Source organism: Pseudarthrobacter sp. YAF2, from assembly GCF_052113345.1.
Lineage (GTDB): Bacteria > Actinomycetota > Actinomycetes > Actinomycetales > Micrococcaceae > Arthrobacter.
Window position 1 is genome coordinate 167,057 of sequence record NZ_JBFRDA010000004.1, and the last position, 18,268, is coordinate 185,324.

Annotated in this window: 15 protein-coding genes; 12 read left to right on the forward strand and 3 right to left on the reverse strand. The window is 65.7% G+C overall.

Going from position 1 to position 18,268, the window contains the following annotated elements; genetic code table 11:
- The first annotated feature begins 83 nt into the window (after positions 1-83).
- The 6 genes from AB4Y79_RS06300 (at position 84) to pdxS (ending at position 8,313) form a co-directional block, all read left to right on the forward strand.
- On the forward strand, positions 84-407 hold the full coding sequence (locus AB4Y79_RS06300; RefSeq protein WP_441859773.1) for a DUF6504 family protein: 324 nt from the start codon (positions 84-86) through the stop codon (positions 405-407).
- Positions 404-3,895: a DNA polymerase III subunit alpha gene (locus tag AB4Y79_RS06305; protein ID WP_441859775.1), complete on the forward strand. Its 3,492-nt coding sequence runs from the start codon at positions 404-406 to the stop codon at positions 3,893-3,895. Before AB4Y79_RS06300 ends, AB4Y79_RS06305 begins: the two co-directional genes overlap by 4 nt.
- 124 nt (positions 3,896-4,019) lie before the next feature.
- Positions 4,020-6,029: a threonine--tRNA ligase gene (gene thrS / locus AB4Y79_RS06310; protein ID WP_441859777.1), complete on the forward strand. Its 2,010-nt coding sequence runs from the start codon at positions 4,020-4,022 to the stop codon at positions 6,027-6,029.
- A gap of 18 nt (positions 6,030-6,047) precedes the next feature.
- The gene (locus tag AB4Y79_RS06315) at positions 6,048-6,635 is read left to right on the forward strand and encodes an HIT family protein (protein ID WP_441859778.1); all 588 of its coding nucleotides are present in this window, start codon (positions 6,048-6,050) and stop codon (positions 6,633-6,635) included.
- Positions 6,625-7,248 (forward strand): phosphatidylinositol phosphate synthase, encoded by a 624-nt coding sequence (gene pgsA, locus AB4Y79_RS06320; RefSeq protein WP_441859780.1) that lies wholly within the window; start codon positions 6,625-6,627, stop codon positions 7,246-7,248. Before AB4Y79_RS06315 ends, pgsA begins: the two co-directional genes overlap by 11 nt.
- Positions 7,249-7,386: 138 nt before the next feature.
- The gene (gene pdxS / locus AB4Y79_RS06325; RefSeq protein WP_441859782.1) at positions 7,387-8,313 is read left to right on the forward strand and encodes a pyridoxal 5'-phosphate synthase lyase subunit PdxS; all 927 of its coding nucleotides are present in this window, start codon (positions 7,387-7,389) and stop codon (positions 8,311-8,313) included.
- A gap of 286 nt (positions 8,314-8,599) precedes the next feature.
- Here pdxS and AB4Y79_RS06330 read toward each other — a convergent pair whose 3' ends face one another.
- Complete coding sequence (locus AB4Y79_RS06330; RefSeq protein WP_441859784.1) at positions 8,600-10,612, reverse strand: M3 family metallopeptidase; 2,013 nt, start codon at positions 10,610-10,612, stop codon at positions 8,600-8,602.
- A 162-nt stretch (positions 10,613-10,774) separates the two neighbouring features.
- Between AB4Y79_RS06330 and AB4Y79_RS06335 the strand changes: the two genes are divergently transcribed.
- The gene (locus tag AB4Y79_RS06335; protein WP_441859785.1) at positions 10,775-12,136 is read left to right on the forward strand and encodes a ferredoxin reductase family protein; all 1,362 of its coding nucleotides are present in this window, start codon (positions 10,775-10,777) and stop codon (positions 12,134-12,136) included.
- A gap of 31 nt (positions 12,137-12,167) precedes the next feature.
- On the opposite strand, the gene AB4Y79_RS06340 is transcribed toward AB4Y79_RS06335, so the two are convergent.
- Together AB4Y79_RS06340 and AB4Y79_RS06345 are read right to left on the reverse strand one after the other, a co-directional pair.
- Positions 12,168-12,923 carry a type 1 glutamine amidotransferase gene (locus tag AB4Y79_RS06340; protein WP_441859787.1) on the reverse strand — a complete coding sequence of 252 codons (756 nt, stop codon included), beginning with the start codon at positions 12,921-12,923 and terminating at the stop codon, positions 12,168-12,170.
- On the reverse strand, positions 12,920-14,212 hold the full coding sequence (locus AB4Y79_RS06345) for a MurT ligase domain-containing protein (protein WP_441859789.1): 1,293 nt from the start codon (positions 14,210-14,212) through the stop codon (positions 12,920-12,922). Before AB4Y79_RS06345 ends, AB4Y79_RS06340 begins: the two co-directional genes overlap by 4 nt.
- Positions 14,213-14,302: 90 nt before the next feature.
- On the opposite strand from AB4Y79_RS06345, the gene pdxT reads away from it, so the two are divergent.
- The 5 genes from pdxT (at position 14,303) to ruvB (ending at position 18,199) form a co-directional block, all read left to right on the forward strand.
- Complete coding sequence (gene pdxT / locus AB4Y79_RS06350; protein ID WP_441859791.1) at positions 14,303-15,013, forward strand: pyridoxal 5'-phosphate synthase glutaminase subunit PdxT; 711 nt, start codon at positions 14,303-14,305, stop codon at positions 15,011-15,013.
- Between the two features lie 3 nt (positions 15,014-15,016).
- Entirely contained in the window at positions 15,017-15,772 is a 756-nt protein-coding gene (locus tag AB4Y79_RS06355) for a YebC/PmpR family DNA-binding transcriptional regulator (RefSeq protein ID WP_376977102.1), read from the forward strand.
- 35 nt (positions 15,773-15,807) lie between these two features.
- The gene (ruvC, locus tag AB4Y79_RS06360; protein WP_441859793.1) at positions 15,808-16,386 is read left to right on the forward strand and encodes a crossover junction endodeoxyribonuclease RuvC; all 579 of its coding nucleotides are present in this window, start codon (positions 15,808-15,810) and stop codon (positions 16,384-16,386) included.
- Between the two features lie 90 nt (positions 16,387-16,476).
- On the forward strand, positions 16,477-17,121 hold the full coding sequence (gene ruvA, locus AB4Y79_RS06365; RefSeq protein ID WP_441859795.1) for a Holliday junction branch migration protein RuvA: 645 nt from the start codon (positions 16,477-16,479) through the stop codon (positions 17,119-17,121).
- Entirely contained in the window at positions 17,114-18,199 is a 1,086-nt protein-coding gene (ruvB, locus tag AB4Y79_RS06370; RefSeq protein ID WP_441859796.1) for a Holliday junction branch migration DNA helicase RuvB, read from the forward strand. The genes ruvA and ruvB overlap by 8 nt, the downstream gene beginning before the upstream one ends.
- The last annotated feature ends 69 nt before the right edge of the window (positions 18,200-18,268 follow it).

Genomic DNA, 18,268 nt, shown 5'->3' on the forward strand with positions numbered 1-18,268 from the left:
TTGCCGCCTCCCCGGCGTAGACTGGATTTATTCGAACACATATTCGAATAAGGCATTTGGGAAGTACCGTCCGGGAGGCGCGCATGGGCATGTTCAGCGAGTCCATTGACGTGGCGTGTTCCGCATCCGGGCAGCCTGAATCGCTGACGTGGGCGGGCAAGGATTATCTCGTCTGCGCTGAACCCGTCCGGTGGTATGAACGCCGGCAGTGGTGGGCAGAAGACGCCAGGGCTCCGTTAGGCAGCGGACCAGGAGTGGTTGACCACGAAATCTGGCGAATCCAGGTGCTTCCTGCTGCCGCGCACCATGCTTCAGAACCCCTTACCCTCGACCTCACCCGGCATGTTGGCAGCGGCCGGTGGCGGCTGCTGCGGATCCATGACGCCCTTCGCCCCAGAACAGCATGAGCTTCACCCACCTCCACGTTTCCACAGCATTCAGCGCCCACTACGGCGTCTCCTGGCCGGAGGAACTTGCTCAGGCCGCAGCAAGTGACGGCGCCACAGCCCTGGCCTGCACCGATCGGGACGGCTTGTACGGCACCATCAAACACCTCAAAGCGTGCATGGCTGCGGGCATCGACCCCCTTGTGGGGGTTGACCTTGCGGTCTTCGATGACGACGGTGACCACCGCACGCAGGTAGCCGGCCGGGTGGTGGTGCTGGCCCGCGGGCACAACAATGGTGCCGGGTGCCGTGCGCTGTGCCGGCTGGTTTCCGATGCCCACGCACGGACCTCAGGGAAGGCCGGGGGAACTGTTCCCGTGGCAGTCACCCGCGCCGAGCTTGCCTCCCGGACCCTCGACCCTGTGACCCTCAAGCCGGTGCTGACCGTCCTGGTTGGTCCGGACTCCGACGTCGGAAGGGCCATGGGAGGCCGGCGTTACCTTCGTCCACGGACCCTTTTCAAACAATGGCTGGATGCCATGCCCGCGGGAACCGTCGTTGCAGAAATCGTCTCCCAGCTCAGCGCACCCGGCTCTCCCCTCAGCACCGCCCATGCAGTCCGCATGCTCCGGCTCGCCGAGGAACACCATGTGCCCGCCGTCCTCAGTAATGCTGTGCGGTACTGCGCTGCTGACGGAGCGCCAACCGCAGATGTCCTGGACTCTGCCCGGACGTTGAAGTCCCTGCCGGAACTTGCAGGTGAACCGCTGCTCCAGCCCACCGGCCAGGGATGGCTGAAAACCGCGGACCAGATGCTTGGCCTGGGCAAGGAAATCATTGCCGCTGCTGGGTATGGGGCCGCCGACCTCAAGCAGCTGATGGCCCAAACTGAGGCGCTCGCCGATCTTTGCCGGATGGACCCCAGCACGGACATGGGGTGGAAGCAGCCCGTGGTGCCGGAAGCATCGGTCATTGGTATCACCCAGGATCCAGACGTTGAACTTATCCAGCGGTGCCACGCGGGGATCGGCAGGCGGTTCCCCGGGATCGGCGGACACGACGAAACAACGATGCTGGCACGGTTGGAGCATGAGCTGGGCATCATCCGGAACCTGGGTTTCTCGTCCTACTTCCTGACCGTGGCAGAGGTATCCCGGATGATCCAGGACATGGGAGTCAGGGCGGCAGCCCGTGGGTCCGGGGCATCCAGCCTGGTCAATTACCTGATCGAGGTCAGCCACGTAAATCCCTTGCAGCACGACCTCATCTTTGAACGGTTCCTCTCCAACGACCGCGCCACCCTCCCGGACATCGACATCGACGTCGAAAGCGCTGAACGCCATAACGTTTACCGCCAAATCTTCGAACGCTTCGGTTCCGAGCGCGTCACCCTGATGAGCATGCAAAACGGGTACCGGGCCCGTGGGGCAGTGCGCGACGCAGGAATGGCGCTGGGGATGGACGATGGCGAAGTGGGGGAGATCGCCAAGCAGTTGTGGCGGTTCTCAGCCAGGAAATTCCGCGAAGCGCTGCAGGAAAAACCCGAGCTCCGGGAGTTCGCGGGCCGGGTGGAGCATCGCGACGCCGAAGGAAACCAGCAACTGGACCTGCTGGTGGACCTGACCGAGCGGCTGGACCGGCTGCCCCGGCACATCTCGATGCACCCCTGCGGGGTCATCCTGGGGGACGCCACCCTCCTGGACCGCACACCGGTCCAGCCCAGCGGCCTGGGCCTGCCCATGAGCCAGTTCGATAAACACGACATGGACCCCATGGGAATGCTTAAGCTCGATGTCCTCGGCGTCCGGATGCAAAGCGCCATGGCCTTCGCGGTCCGGGAGGTGATCCGCCTGCACCCCACCAAGGCCGAGGTGGTGGCCGCCGGCCGCCACCCCGCAGGTCCGGACGGCAGTGGACCTGACTACATCGCCGCGGACGGCCGGATCGACCTCAACGCCGTCCCCCTCGACGACGAACCCACCTATGAGCTGATCCGAAGCACCCACACCCTGGGGTGTTTCCAGATCGAATCCCCGGGACAACGGGAACTGATTGGAAAGCTGGCACCCCGGGAATTCAACGACCTCATCATCGACATCTCCCTGTTCCGGCCAGGGCCGATGAAATCGGACATGGTTCGTCCCTTCCTGGAACACCGTCACGGTTTCGCCCCGGAGGTGTACCCGCACCCGGACCTCAAACCGGTACTCCAGGAAACCCATGGAGTGACGGTCTTCCACGAGCAGATCCTCAAGACCTTCCATGTCATGACCGGTTGCGGCCTGGCCCGCGCGGACGAATTCAGGCGCGCCCTCGGCAACGAGGTCCTGGAGGGTGCGGTGGAGGAATTCTTCCGCCGCGAAGCCCGTAACAGAAGCTACTCTCCCGAGGTGGTGGACAAGGTCTGGGGAACACTCAAAGCGTTCGGCAGCTTTGGTTTCTGCAAAGCCCATGGGGCCGCATTTGCCGTACCCACATACCAGTCGGCCTGGCTCAAGACCCACCATCCCGAAGCGTTCCTGGCCGGGCTCTGGGAGCACGATCCCGGAATGTATCCCAAGCGGCTGCTGGTGGCCGAAGCCCGGCGGCTCGGCATCCCCATCCTGCCGCTGGACATCAACCGCAGCCAGGGCGAGTACCGGGTTGAACGGGTGGAGGCAGGCAAGGACCAGGGCAAGCTGGGAATCCGGCTGAGCTTGAACGGGATCTACGGTCTTTCAGCGACTGAATTGAAGCGGATTGTCGCCGGGCAGCCCTACGACTCCCTGGCGGACCTCAGGGCGCGCTCGCGGCTCAGCAAGCCCAGTATCAGGCGCCTCGCGCAGTTGGGCGCCTTTGATTCACTGCACCGTGAAGCCGGAGGACAGGCCAACCGGGCAGACCTTGTACAGCACCTCCAACAACTCCAAGAAGGCAAGGGGGCACGCAAGGGTGTGGAAGTCCTGGATGGCCAACTGTCATTTCCCCTGGGCGATGTTGAACTGCGGAATATCAAACCAGGGCTGCCGGCACCCACCCTGGTGGAAAACGTCAGGGCCGAACTCGATCTCATGGCCGTCGATGTCAGCAGCCACCTGATGGACAGCCACCGGCCATTGCTGGACAGGCTCGGCGTCACCACCGCCGACTCCCTGCTCAGCCTTCGCAATGGCACCGAGGTCCTGGTGGCCGGTGTCCGGGTGGCAACCCAGACCCCTCCGATGCGCGGCGGCAGGCGGGTGGTTTTCATCAGCATCGACGACGGCACCGGCTGCGTGGACTCGGTCTTCTTCCATGAGGCGCAGGAAAGCGCGGGACCCCTCCTTTTTGGTACCCGTTTGCTGCTGATCCGCGGCACCACCCGAAGGACCGGCCCCCGGGGCATCAGCCTGAGCGCGAGCATGGCCTGGGACCTGGCAAGGACAGAGACTTTGCCGTTCCCGGACTCAACACCTCCTCCGGACTCCGGCGGCCCGCATCCCCTGGACGGCATCAGCCGGGCACTGGCCATCACCGGTTTCAGCGGCTGAACCCCGTCCCGGGCACCGTGTGCCGCGTTGGTTGCCCCTGCCGGAACCGATAGCATTGACGGTGGCTGGCTGTGGTCCCCGTACGCCACAAGCTATGAAGCCGAACTTTGAATAGGAGACACCCGTGTCAGATGCCCAGCAGATCACCCTTCTCGTCGATGGCGAAGAGACCAAGGTGACTACCGGGACAACCGGTGCGGAACTCTTCTTTGAGCGCCGCGACGTTGTTGTAGCCCGCGTCAACGGCGAACTGAAGGACCTGGACCAGGAACTTCCCGAGGGCGCCGAGGTGGAGGGCGTCACCATTGATTCCCCCGACGGCCTGAACGTCCTGCGCCACTCCACCGCCCACGTGATGGCCCAGGCTGTGCAGCAGCTGCGGCCCGACGCCAAGCTTGGCATCGGCCCCTACATCACCGATGGGTTCTACTTCGACTTCGATGTTGCCGAGCCCTTCACACCCGAGGACCTCAAGACCCTCGAAAAGATGATGCAGAAGATCATCAACCAGAACCAGAAGTTCGTCCGCCGCGTGGTCAGCGAGGACGAGGCCCGGGAGGCCATGAAGAACGAGCCCTACAAGCTCGAGCTGCTCGGCAAGAAGAACGAGGCCGCCGAGGCCGGGGAGGGTGTGAACGTCGAGGTCGGCGCCGGCGACATCACCATCTACGACAACGTGGAGCGCAAGGAAGGCACCACCGTCTGGTGCGATCTCTGCCGCGGCCCGCACCTGCCCAACACCAAGCTCATCTCCAACGCGTTCGCACTGACCCGCTCCTCCTCTGCCTACTGGCTGGGCAACCAGAAGAACCAGCAGCTGCAACGCATCTACGGCACCGCCTGGCCCACCAAGGAAGCCCTGAAGGCCTACCAGGAGCGCATCGCCGAGGCCGAGCGCCGCGACCACCGCAAGCTCGGCTCTGAACTTGACCTGTTCTCCTTCCCCGACGAGCTCGGCTCCGGCCTGCCCGTCTTCCACCCCAAGGGCGGCATCATCCGCAAGGAGATGGAGGACTACTCCCGCCAGCGCCACGTCGAAGCAGGCTACGAGTTCGTCTACACCCCGCACATCACCAAGGGCCACCTGTACGAGGTCTCCGGGCACCTGGACTGGTACAAGGACGGCATGTTCCCTGCCATGCACGTGGACGCCGAACTCAACGAGGACGGCACCGTGCGCAAGCCCGGCCAGGACTACTACCTGAAGCCGATGAACTGCCCCATGCACAACCTCATCTTCCGCTCCCGCGGCCGGTCCTACCGCGAACTGCCGCTGCGGCTGTTCGAATTCGGTTCGGTCTACCGGTACGAGAAGTCCGGCGTGGTGCACGGCCTCACCCGCGTCCGCGGCATGACACAGGACGACGCCCACATCTACTGCACCCGCGAGCAGATGAAGGACGAGCTCACCAAGACCCTGACCTTCGTCCTGGACCTGCTCAAGGACTACGGGCTCAATGACTTCTACCTGGAACTGTCCACCAAGGACCCGGAGAAGTACGTAGGCGACGACGCCACCTGGGAGGAAGCGACCAGGACCCTCGCCGAGGTGGCGCAGGAGTCCGGGCTGGAACTGGTGCCGGATCCGGGCGGAGCCGCGTTCTACGGACCCAAGATCTCCGTGCAGGCCAAGGATGCGCTGGGCCGGACCTGGCAGATGTCCACCATCCAGCTGGACTTCAACCTGCCCGAACGGTTCGAACTCGAGTTCCAGGCCGCGGACGGAACCCGCCAGCGCCCCGTGATGATCCACCGTGCGCTGTTCGGATCCGTGGAGCGGTTCATGGGCGTCCTGACCGAGCACTACGCCGGCGCGTTCCCCGCCTGGCTGGCCCCGGTCCAGGTGGTGGGCATTCCCGTGGCGGAGGCCTTCAACGAGTACATGTTCGACGTCGTCGACGAGCTTAAGGCGGCGGGCATCCGCGCCGAGGTGGACACGTCCACGGACCGGTTCCCCAAGAAGATCCGTACGGCCAGCAAGGACAAGATCCCGTTCGTGCTCATCGCGGGCGGCGACGACGCGGAGGCGGGAGCGGTGTCCTTCCGGTTCCGGGACGGCAGCCAGGACAACGGCGTGCCCGTGGCGGAAGCTGTCAAACGGATTACCGAAGCCGTTCGTAACCGGACCAGCTAGCCGAACGGAAACAGGACAGTGCAGGAGAACACAGGCGCAGGTTATCCAGGTGATGCCGGCGTTACCGACGACTTTGCCCTCGCCGGTGTCCCGGACGCCTTCCAGCGCCTGTGGACTCCGCACCGCATGGCCTACATCAAGGGCGGCCAGCACCAGTTCAAGAACGAAAACGACTGCCCGTTCTGCGTTGGCCCGGGCCGCACTGACGAAGAGGCACTCATCGTCCACCGCGGCCGGACCTGCTACGTGGTGCTGAACCTGTTTCCGTACAACCCCGGCCACCTGCTGGTATGCCCCTACCGGCACATCCCGGACTACACGGACCTGACCCTTGAGGAAACAGCTGAGTTCGCCGACCTGACCCAGACGGCCATGCGGGTCCTGCGCAAGGTGGCCAATCCAGGCGGTTTCAACCTGGGCATGAACCAGGGTGTTGTGGGCGGAGCCGGCATTTCCGCCCACCTGCACCAGCACATCGTTCCGCGCTGGGGCGGCGACGGCAACTTCTTCCCGATCATTGCCCAGACCAAGGCCATCACCCAGACCCTCGACGAGGTCCGGCAACAAGTGGCTGACGCCTGGCCCGGGGAGTCGGATGCTGAATAGGCATGCGCGCGGGTTCTTCACCGCCGTGTTCACCCCGCTGGCCCGGTGGCTGCTTCGGATAGGGGTTTCCCCGGACGCGGTAACCATCGTCGGAACCCTCGGCGTGGCGGTGGGGGCCCTGGCGTTCTACCCGCTGGGCCAGCTGTTCTGGGGAACGCTCTTCATTACCGCGTTCATCTTCTCCGACGTCCTGGACGGCATCATGGCCCGGATGCAGAACGTGAAGAGCCGCTGGGGCAACTTCCTTGACTCCACCCTGGACCGGATCGCCGATGGCGCGCTCTTTGCCGGGGTGGCCGTCTGGTTCTACACCGGCGGCAACAATGCCACCATCGCAACGGCAGCCTTGGTCTGCCTGGTCCTGGGCATGGTCGTCTCGTACGCCCGCGCCAAGGCCGAATCGCTGGGTTTCACGGCCAACGTGGGGATCGCCGAGCGGGCCGAACGCCTGGTATCCGTCCTGGTAGTCACGGGCCTCACCGGCCTGGGGCTCCCCACGGTGGTGCTCCTGGCGACCCTGTTCCTCCTCGCGGCGGCCAGCCTTGTTACGGTGGTCCAGCGCGTCATCTCCGTGCGCCGGCAGGCATTGGCGGAGCCTACGCCGGCTGATTAGACATGATTAAGCCCGCCGGGCACCGGGGGACTAGTATAAATACTGCCCGGTCAATGGACCCGGCAATCCGTGCGTGCTCGTCCGGCAGTTGCCGCCGCATGCCCGGCGAAGTTCATCTGTCTACCCATAGGGGTTTTTGTGTCTACACCTGATGTAAGCAACGAGGCCGGTTCGTCCGCGAACAGCGTCACCGGCAGCAGCCGCGTGAAGCGTGGCATGGCCGAGATGCTCAAGGGCGGCGTCATCATGGACGTCGTCAACGTCGAACAAGCCCGCATCGCCGAGGACGCCGGTGCCGTTGCCGTCATGGCGCTGGAACGCGTTCCGGCCGACATCCGCGCCCAGGGCGGCGTATCCCGGATGTCCGATCCCGACATGATCGACCAGATCATCGACGCCGTGTCCATCCCCGTGATGGCGAAGGCCCGCATCGGCCACTTCGTCGAGGCCCAGATCCTGCAGTCCCTCGGTGTCGACTACATCGACGAGTCCGAGGTCCTCACCCCGGCCGACTACATCAACCACATCGACAAGTGGAACTTCAAGGTTCCCTTCGTCTGTGGCGCCACCAACCTCGGTGAGGCCCTGCGCCGCATCAACGAGGGCGCGGCCATGATCCGCTCCAAGGGTGAGGCCGGTACCGGCGACGTCTCCAACGCCACCGGACACATGCGCAAGATCCGCTCCGAGATCGCACGGCTGTCCTCCCTGCCCGAGGACGAGCTCTACGTCGCGGCCAAGGAGCTGCAGGCCCCGTACGAACTGGTCAAGGAAGTTGCCGCGGCTGGCAAGCTCCCCGTCGTCCTGTTCACGGCCGGCGGCATCGCCACCCCCGCTGACGCCGCCATGATGATGCAGCTCGGCGCCGACGGCGTCTTCGTCGGATCCGGCATCTTCAAGTCCGGCAACCCCGCCCAGCGCGCCGCCGCCGTCGTGAAGGCCACCACCTTCTACGATGACCCCGACGTCATCGCCAAGGCCTCCCGCGGCCTCGGTGAAGCCATGGTGGGCATCAACGTCGACGAGATCCCCCAGCCGCACCGCCTTGCTGAGCGCGGCTGGTAACTTTCTCTGTCGCCCCTCTGGAGCGCCTGGCCGCGCTGATCCTCTGCGTGCTATTCCCCGCCTCCCGCTGCCGCTATTATCGCGGGGGCTGGGGCGGGGCCCCTTTTACGCACGCTGCCGGATCACCACCGCCTGGCGCATGTGGTCGCCTTGCTTTCTGTTGTGATTGACGACGCCGGTTCCCCACCTTTCTTGGTGGGGGACCGGCGTCGTTCTTTTTAAATCGATTGCTCCGTAACTGCCGTTTTGGGGCCTGAAAACGGCAGTTACTCAGCAGTCGATAGGGTTATTCGAGGCCGCGGCGCTTGAGCAGGGGTTCGAGGTTGGCTTCCCGGCCCCTGAAGATCCGGAACGATTCCAGCGGATCACGGCTGTTGCCCCTGGCGAGCAGTTCCGTGCGGAAGCGTTCGCCGTTACCCCTCGTCAGCCCGCCGTTCTCCCTGAACCAGTCCACGGTTTCGGCGTCCAGCACCTCACTCCAGATGTAGGAGTAGTAGCCTGCGGCGTATCCCGCCCCCGCGAAGATGTGCTGGAAGTACCCTGTCCGGTAGCGCGGCGGGATCAGGCGGTGGGCTACACCGGCTGCTGCGAGGGCCTTCGCTTCAAAGGCCAGCGCGTCCTCGGGGACATCTCCCGGCTCCAGCACATGCCATGCCAGGTCAAGAAGGGCAGCTCCCAGGTACTCGGTGGTGGCAAAACCTTCACCCCACAGCCGGGATTCCTCCAGCCGGTCCACGACGGCCTTGGGCAACGGCTCCCCGGTCACGTGGTGACGGGCGTAGTGGGACAGCACCTCGGGCCACATGATCCACATCTCGTTGACCTGGGACGGGTACTCGACAAAATCCCGCGGCACCGACGTCCCGGCGAACCGCGGATAGGTCACCTTGGAGAACAAGCCGTGCAGGGCGTGGCCAAACTCGTGGAACAGCGTCCGCAGCTCATCCAAGGTGAGCAGCGTCGGTTCACCGGCGGCCGGTTTGGAAATGTTGAGCGTGTTGATGACCACGGGCCGGGTGCCCATCAGCGCCGACTGGTCCACCAGCGAGTTCATCCAGGCGCCGCCCCGCTTGGTTTCCCGGGCGTAGTAGTCGCCGAGGAACAGCCCCAAGCCGGTCCCGTCGTCATTGCGGACCTCCCAGATGCGAACGTCCGGGTGGTAGCCCTGAAGGTCTGCCCGCTCGTGGAAAGTGATCCCGTACAGCGCCGTGGCAGCAAAGAAGACGCCGTCCGTGATGACCCGGTCCAGCTCGAAATACGGACGCAAGGCCTGTTCGTCGACGTCGTACTTCTCCCGCCGCACCTTGGCGGCGTAGTAGGCCCAGTCCCAAGGCTCCAGGGGATGTCCGGCAGCTTCCGCCAAGGCTGCCGCCTCGGCATCGGCGTTGCGGACGGCAGCCGGAGCCATCCGGTTCAGCATGGTCTGGACCGCCCGGAAATCGGGCGCCGTCTGCCGGTCCGCCACCAGTTCGGCATAATTGGCGAAGTCCAGCAGTCGGGCCTTCTCAGCCCGCAGCCCGGCCATGCACCGGGCCAAGTCCAGGACGTCGAGGCTGCTGCCGTCGCTTCCGCGGACCACGGAAGCTTCGAACAGGCGGCGCCGGACATTCCGGTTCTGGAGCGCTGCCAGTGCCGGCTGGTTGCCTGGCTGGATGAGGGTGAGCAGGAAACCGCCATCGTGCCCGGCAGCCCGGGCCGCTTCCGCAGCACTTGCCACGTCGTCGGCCGGCAGGCCCGCCAGGTCCCCGGCATCCTCAAGCCACAGTGCGGCCGACTTCATCCCGTCCTTCACCCGCTGCCCGAATTCGGTGCCCAGCCGGGCCAGTTCGGCGTTGATGGCACGCAGCCGTTCCTGGCCCGGGCCGTCGAGCTGGATCCCTGACTGGCGGAACTCCTTGAGGTATTCCTCCACCAGGCGCGCTGACTCCGGATCGCAGCCGCCGGTCTCGATCGCGGCAAACCTGTCAAACAGTGCACGGTTGAGGAAGATCGCGTCCTGGTGGGCGGAGAACATGGGGGACAGTTCCGTTTCGAGTTCCCTGATCCGCGGCGAGGCGTCGGCGGAGACCAGCGTGAAGAACGCCGCCGCCGCCCGGTTCAGCAGTTGCCCTGAGCGTTCCATGGCCAGCGCAGTATTTTCGAAGGTCGCCGCCTCTGCGGAGGCGGTGATGGCATTGATCCCGCGCAAATGTTCCGACAGCCCGGCCTCAACGGCTTCACCATAATGCTCCGCGGTGAGGAGTGCGAAGGGCGGCAAGCCATAGGGCAGGGGACTGGCGGTAAGGAGCGGGTTCGTCATGGGGTAAACCTTTCACGGCAGGCCACGCTTCTCAATTACCCGAAAGAGCCGCCGCAGCGCGGCGGCATCCCTAGAATTGCGAATGCGGGCCATGAAGGCCGGCACTTTGCGGGTCCACTGCATGGATCCGCAGCAGGTTGTCAGCACGAAGGGATCCAGCCAATGACCAAGCCTGCCAAGAGGCCACGAGCCGCCGTCATGGGCATGCCCCTCCGCTGGCTGGGCCCGGGTGGGGTGCTGGCGTTGGTGGTGGCGTACGGCGTGTTCTGGTACGCGGTGCGTCCGGCCGGGGAACCCGTCCTTGGGTACGTGGGCCAACTTTTCGGCGGGGAGTCCGTCCTTTTGTACTCGATCGCACTGATCCTGGTCAGCACGCTCCCGCACGTCGAACCGATATTTGGCGGGATTGATCACGCAGCCATCTGGCATCGCAGGGCCGCAATCACCGCAACCGTCCTGTTGGTGCCGCACATTGAACTCGCGGCCAGCCCCGAAGCCACGAGCCTGGGCAAAACGCTGGCCGTGGTGGGCATCTGCGGCCTTATTGCGCTCGTGGTGTGGGCTATCCTGCCGCGGTGGCGGACCATGCTTCCAGCGGCCGCCCGCCGCGTGGTCACCGCGTCGCTGCAGACCCGGCCATTCCAGCTTGCCGGCCGGGTGCTGGGAGGCTACGAACGCTGGCGCGGCTTCCACCGGCTGACCGGGCTGTTCGTGGCTGCTGGATTCCTGCACGGCCTGCTGGATGCCAGCGCTTTCGAGGCGGCCCCGGTGTTGCGGTGGAGCTACGTGGCAATCGGGGCAACAGGGCTGGTGTTCTATACCTATCGGGAGCTGCTCTCACGCCACTTCCTGCCGCACCACGACTACCAGGTGTCAGGTGTCCGGACAGTCGCGGCGGACCTGGTGGAGGTCGCCCTCCGCCCCCTGGGGAAGCCGTTGACCTTCAAGCCCGGGCAGTTCGCCATGATCTACCTGGAAACGGCAGAAGGCTGGCAGCGGCATCCCTTCTCCATTTCGGGGCCTGCCGGCGAGGGCGGCATCAGCATCACCGTGAAGGCGCTGGGCGACCACACCACCAGGCTTCCGGACGTCATCCAGCCAGGTATGCCGGCGGTGGTCGGTGGCCCCTACGGCCGCTTCGACCGGCACCGCGGCACGGCCGACCAGGTTTGGATCGCGGGCGGTGTGGGCATCACGCCTTTCCTGAGCTGGCTCCGGTCACTCGACGCGGACCTGCACGAAAACGTTCACTTCTTCGTCACGTCGGCGGGACCATCCCCGTTTGCCGACGAGATCGCCGACGTGGCCAGGAACCATCCGCGGCTCACGGTGCATGTGGTGGACACTGAGTCGGACGGTCGCCTGACCCCCGAGGCGGTCCTGGCCGCGGCCGGCACCGACCCACGGAGGCTCTCGGTGTTCATGGGCGGCCCGGACGCCATGCTCCGCCAGTTCCGGAAGGCCTTCCGGGCAGCCGGGGTCCGCCGGGCGAACATCCACCGTGAGTATTTCCAGTGGCGCTAGGCGGGGCTGTGCTGCCTGACGCGAAAGGGGTTTAGCGGGGCCTTCGGGCGGCGTGCTCCCGCGCCAGGACAGCATAGGCGTCGTCAGGCGATCCGGGGGAGAAACTGCCGAACTTGCGTTCAGCGGCTGTCCGGATGAGGAAGTCGGCAATGGCCGGGTTCTTGGGCAGCAAGGAACCGTGCAGGTAGCTGGCCACGATGTTCCGGTACCGGGCACCTTCGTGGCCGTCGTTGCTGTTGTTGCCTGTCCCTTTGGCGACCGTGCCGAGGGGCCGTACACCGCTGCCAAGGGTGGTTTGTCCGCTGTGGTTTTCGTAGCCGAGGACTTCGCCGAACTCGGTGGTTGACACTTTGACGTTGCCGATCAGGCGTTCATCCGTGCCGTGTGTTTCCACGTCCAGGATGCCGATGCCCGGGATCACGGCACCGGTGCGGGTCTTGAAGAACCGGCCGAAGAGCTGGTAGAGGCCGCAGATGACGAGCATGGGCGCGCCGTCCTCGGCCAGTTCCCGCAATTCGCCGGCCCGGGCCTGCAGATCGTCCTGGATGACCAGCTGCCCGCTGTCCTGGCCGCCGCCGCCAACGATGATGTCCACGGCTTCTGGAAAAGGATCGCCGACGTTGTATTCAAGGACTTCGGGCGTGTAGCCGTGCCAGGCGATGCGGCGCTGCAGGACCAGGGCGTTGCCCCAGTCGCCGTAGATGTTCATGTCGCGGGGATAGAGCTGTACCACGCGGAGCGTGCCCTTGGACTGATCGGCGTCGGTCGATGCTTCGGCAGGATTCACGAGACAACCTCCACGGTGGTGATTTTGGCCAGCTCACGGCGGATGGCCAGCATGGCGGTGTACGTGCAGAAGATCCGCTTGGGCTTCCCGCGGCCTTCCCTGATGAAAGCCGCCAGCGCGGGTGCGATCTCCGGCTGGACGGCGCCGATGCGGACGTCGTCGTACTGCAGCCGGAGCGCCATGTCATAGGCCCTGGAACCGGTCAGCTGGTCAACGCCTTCGGCCCGGAGCGAATCGAATTCCACATCCCACAGCCAGGACATGTCGCGGCCGTCGGCGTAGTTGTCGTTGATGGCGATCATGGTGGCGTACCCACCCGGCGGAAACGACTTCAGCCCCAGCCGGAAACCACTGGGGTTCTTCACCAGCACCAGGTCCAGCGGCTGGCCGTCCACGGTCAGGCTTTCGCCGCGCCCAAACGCGGGCGCCACCCGGGACAGCGCCTCCAGCAAGGTGGCATGGTTGGCGGTGGCGGCACCGCCGCCGCAGATGCTGCGGGCCAGCGTCAAGGCGGCCGCGGCGTTGAAGATGTTGTACACGCCGCGCAGCTTCATCGCCGTGGTGACCGTGCCGCCGTCGTACGCAAACTCGGCGCTGTCAGCGCCCACCTTCAGCAGTACGACGTCGGCAGGCGGCTTCTGCGGCAGGTCCGCCGGAGCGGGGCTGCCGGGAGCTGCGCGCATGTCGTCGTCGTTGGGAAAGGTGCCCAACAGCGATTCGTCCAGGCCGAAGTACTTGACCTCCTGGCCGGTAAGGGTGTCCGCGATCCGCGCCACCCTCGGGTCCTCGCGGTTCAGCACGACTGTTGCGGTGGTCTTGGCGGCGATGTGCTGGAGCAGCTGTGCGGTTTTGTCGATCTCGCCAAAGCGGTCCAGCTGGTCCCGCAACACGTTCAGCAGCAGGCAGTAACGGGGCGGGACGCTGTTCACGAAGTGCACCGCGTGGGCTTCGTCGAGTTCCAGGACCGCGACGTCGGCGTCCAGCCTGCCACGCCAGTCCACTTCGCCCAGGAGTGCTGCCGCCACGCCCCGGGTGAAGTTGCTGCCGGTGCGGTTGGTGAACACCTTCAGCCCCTGGCTTTCCAGCAGTTCAACCACCATTTTTGTGGTGGTGGTCTTGCCGTTGGTGCCACTAACGACTGCAACGCCGTGGGGGAGGGTGCTGAGCGTCCGCCGCATGAACCCGGGATCGATTTTCTCGACCACCAGGCCCGGCAGGGCCGAACCGCCGCCCCGAAGCCGGGACACCCGGCGGACCAGCTTGCCGAGCGGAACACTGAAGAAGACCATGTTTTGAATATATCCCAGCAACGGCATGCAACCCCCGGCGGGGATTGGTGGGCGGGCCGCAGCTGAGGGGCATGGCCGTATGCTGGAGGGATGACAAATCCCCCTTCAGCTGCTCCTGCGCGCGTGGGATCCGGCCTGCGGATCGGCGTCCTGGCCCTGCAGGGCGACTTCCGTGAGCATCTGCATGCGGCCGAGGCCACCGGCGCCCGCGGCGTGCCGGTGCGGCGCCCCCAGGAGCTGGACGGCCTGGACGGCCTCATTATCCCCGGCGGCGAATCGACCACCATCGATAAGCTCGCCCGGGCCTTCGACCTCGCCGATCCGCTCCGGAAGTACATCGCCGAAGGGCTGCCCGTGTACGGGTCCTGTGCCGGCATGATCCTGCTCGCATCGGACATCGCCGATCCGGCAACCGACCTCTCCGGCGCCCCGCAGCAGACGTTCGGAGGACTGGACATTACCGTCCGCCGCAACGCGTTCGGCCGCCAGCGTGAGTCCTTCGAAACGGATCTGGACTTCAAGGGGCTGGAGTTCAGCGCCACCGAATCTGGTGTGGCGCCGGTGCACGCCGTTTTCATCCGCGGCCCGTGGGTGGAGCGGGTGGGCCCGGACGTGGAGGTCCTCGCCCAGGTTGAACCGGCGGACCCGGAGCATGCCTCCCACGCCGTCCCGCTGCCCGGGGCGGCTAGAATTGTGGCAGTGCGTTCCGGCCAGCTGCTGGCCACCTCCTTCCACCCGGAAGTGACCGGCGAAAAACGCGTACACGAACTTTTTATCCGCATGATCAGAGGAGAAGCGTAAAGCATGTCAGGCCACTCCAAATGGGCGACGACCAAGCACAAAAAGGCGATTATTGACAGCCGACGCGCAAAGTCGTTCGCCAAGCTGATCAAGAACATCGAAGTTGCCGCCCGGATGGGCGGACCGGACCTCGCGGGCAACCCCGGCCTGGAACTTGCGGTGACCAAGGCCAAGAAAACGTCGGTCCCCAACGACAACATCGACCGCGCCATCAAGCGCGGCGCCGGCCTCACCGGCGAAGTGGTGGACTACACCGAGATCATGTACGAGGCCCGCGGCCCGCAGGGCTCTGCCCTTCTGATCGAGTGCCTTACGGACAACAAGAACCGCGCAGCCTCCGAGGTGCGCCTGGCCATCTCCCGCAACGGCGGCACCATTGCCGACCCCGGGTCCGTCAGCTACCTCTTCACCCGCAAGGGCGTGGTCAACCTCCCCAAGAACGGCCTGAGCGAGGACGATGTCCTGATGGCCGTGCTGGACGCGGGTGCCGAGGAAGTCAAGGACAACGGCGAAACCTTCGAGATCCACTCGGAACCGGGTGATCTGCAGGCCATCCGCGAGGCACTGAAGGAAGCCGGCATCGAGTACGACACCGATGAGGTGGAGTTCGTCCCCTCGATGCAGGTGGAGCTGGATGTCGACGGCGCCCGCAAGTTCCTGAAGCTGGCTGACGCCCTCGAAGACCTCGACGACGTCCAGAACGTTTACAGCAACGCCGACCTCAGCGACGAAGTCCAGGCTGCCCTGGAATCAGAGTGACGTCCCGCCTTGGCAACTGAGGCCCGGCACTACCGGTGACGCTCCGCGTCCTGGGCGTCGACCCCGGCCTGACCCGTTGCGGGATCGGTGTGGTGGATGTCGAGCGGAACCGCAGGGCCACGATGGTGGCCGTAGGGGTGGTGGGCACGTCGCCTGACGAATCGCTGGACCGGCGGCTCCTGGTGATCGCCACTGCCATTGACGAATGGCTGGACCGGTACGAACCCCAGGTCCTCGCCGTTGAACGCGTCTTCTCGCAGCTGAACGTCAGCACCGTCATGGGTGTGGCCCAGGCGTCCGGCGTCGTGATTGCGGCGGCCGCCCGCCGCGGCATCCCGGTGGCGCTTCACACGCCGTCGGAAGTGAAGGCCGCGGTGACCGGGAGCGGCTCGTCCAACAAGGACGCCGTGACCAAGCTGGTCACCAAGATCCTGCGCCTGGACGCCCCGCCGCGCCCGGCCGACGCCGCCGACGCGCTGGCGCTGGCCATCACCCACGCGTGGCGGGCAGGAAGCGGCGCGGCCGTGGCAACGACCGGTCCGGGCAGTTCATCCTTGACCCCTGCCCAACGGGCGTGGGCCGAGGCGGAGGCCAAGGCGCGCCGCGCACGCTGAATGTCCCCGCCGCTTGCTAGGGTATTCGTAGATATGTTCGGATAAGCCGGGTGCTCACTGTGAGGCCGGCGATACAACGGGAGCCCGGCCTTGATCAGTTTCCTCCGCGGAACCGTAGCGCACGTTGGCCTGTCCACGGCCGTCATCGACCTCAACGGCGCCGGGATGAGCGTGCACGCCACGCCGCAGACGCTCAGCCGGCTGCACGTGGGCGACCAAGGGCAACTGTTCACCTCCCTGATCGTCCGGGAGGATTCGCTCACGCTTTTCGGCTTTGCCTCCGACGACGAACGTGAGGTTTTTGACGTCCTGCTCAGCGTCAGCGGCGTCGGCCCAAGGCTTGCCCTTGCGGTGCTGGCGGTCCACGAGCCCGAGGCGATCCGGGTTGCCGCGCACACAGGGGACAGCAAGACCTTCACCAAGGTCCCGGGGATCGGTCCGAAGGTGGCGGGCCGGATCGTGCTGGAGCTGGCCGGCAAGCTTGTCCCGCACGGGACCGCCCCCGCTGCCGGTGCCGCCACCCCGGCCGAGGCCGCCTGGAAGCCGCAGGTGATCGCCGCCATGACCAGCCTTGGCTGGTCCGAAAAAGATGCGTCGGGCAGCATCGACAAAGCCCTGGCTGACGAGCCGGAGGTCTCCTTCCGCGGCAACGTTCCGGAGATCCTGCGCACCACGCTCCGTTGGCTGGGCCAGGACGGTGCCCGGGCCGGCAACCGCGTAGGCACCCGTGGCTGAACCGTCACTGGTTGCAGCGGGGGAGGAGCCGGAAGAGCGGGCCATCGAGGCAGCGCTGCGGCCCAAGAACCTGGATGACTTTGTTGGCCAGCACCGTGTCCGCAAGCAGCTGTCCCTGGTGCTGCAGGCCTCCCGGATGCGCGGGCGGACGGCGGACCACGTGCTCTTTTCCGGGCCGCCCGGCCTCGGCAAGACCACGCTGGCCATGATCGTTGCCGCGGAGATGAACGCTCCCTTGCGCCTTAGCAGCGGACCTGCCATCCAACACGCCGGCGACCTCGCAGCCATCCTGTCCTCCCTGTCGGAGGGGGAGGTGTTGTTCCTGGACGAAATCCACCGCATGTCCCGGCCGGCCGAGGAAATGCTGTACATGGCGATGGAAGACTTCCGGGTGGACATCGTGGTGGGCAAGGGCGCCGGCGCCACCGCCATCCCGCTCGAGCTGCCGCCGTTCACCCTGGTGGGTGCCACCACCCGCGCGGGCCTGCTCCCGGGGCCGCTCCGGGACCGGTTCGGCTTTACCGGCCACCTTGAGTTCTATTCCGTTCCGGAGCTTGAGCTGGTCCTGCGGCGTTCTGCCGGCTTGCTTGACTTGAAGGTCAACTCCGCGGGATTCGCCGAAATCGCCTGCCGCTCCCGCGGCACCCCCCGCATCGCCAACCGGCTCCTGCGCCGCGTCCGGGACTGGGCCCTGGTCCACGGCATCGAGCAGATCGACTCCCGCGCCGCATCCGCAGCCCTGGACATGTATGAAGTGGACAAGAAGGGACTGGACCGGCTGGACCGTGCCGTCCTCGATGCCCTCATCACCAAGTTTGGCGGCGGCCCGGTGGGCCTGTCCACGCTCGCCATCGCCGTCGGTGAAGAAACCGAAACCGTTGAAACGGTGGCGGAACCCTTCCTGGTCCGCGAGGGGCTGCTGGGACGGACCCCGCGCGGCCGGATCGCCATGGCACCTGCGTGGACGCACCTGGGTTACGCCATCCCGCCGGGGGTCTTCGCGCAGGAACAGCTGGACCTTTTCGATTCCGGGGAAGAAGCCGCAAACGCCGGGGAATGGGCCCCGGAAGGTCAATAGCAGGCTCCCTTCAGCTTTTCCCTTTAGACTGGTATGACGCCCGGCACGTTCGGTGCTTTGTTTCGCCGG

Bases quoted from the DNA above. Each gene is read 5' to 3' on its own strand.
- AB4Y79_RS06300 (WP_441859773.1), top strand. From the start codon at position 84: ATGGGCATGTTCAGCGAGTCCATTGACGTGGCGTGTTCCGCATCCGGG.
- AB4Y79_RS06305 (WP_441859775.1), top strand. From the start codon at position 404: ATGAGCTTCACCCACCTCCACGTTTCCACAGCATTCAGCGCCCACTAC.
- pgsA (WP_441859780.1), top strand. From the start codon at position 6,625: ATGCTGAATAGGCATGCGCGCGGGTTCTTCACCGCCGTGTTCACCCCG.
- AB4Y79_RS06330 (WP_441859784.1), bottom strand. From the start codon at position 10,612: ATGACGAACCCGCTCCTTACCGCCAGTCCCCTGCCCTATGGCTTGCCG.
- AB4Y79_RS06335 (WP_441859785.1), top strand. From the start codon at position 10,775: ATGACCAAGCCTGCCAAGAGGCCACGAGCCGCCGTCATGGGCATGCCC.
- AB4Y79_RS06345 (WP_441859789.1), bottom strand. From the start codon at position 14,212: ATGGTCTTCTTCAGTGTTCCGCTCGGCAAGCTGGTCCGCCGGGTGTCC.
- pdxT (WP_441859791.1), top strand. From the start codon at position 14,303: ATGACAAATCCCCCTTCAGCTGCTCCTGCGCGCGTGGGATCCGGCCTG.
- AB4Y79_RS06355 (WP_376977102.1), top strand. From the start codon at position 15,017: ATGTCAGGCCACTCCAAATGGGCGACGACCAAGCACAAAAAGGCGATT.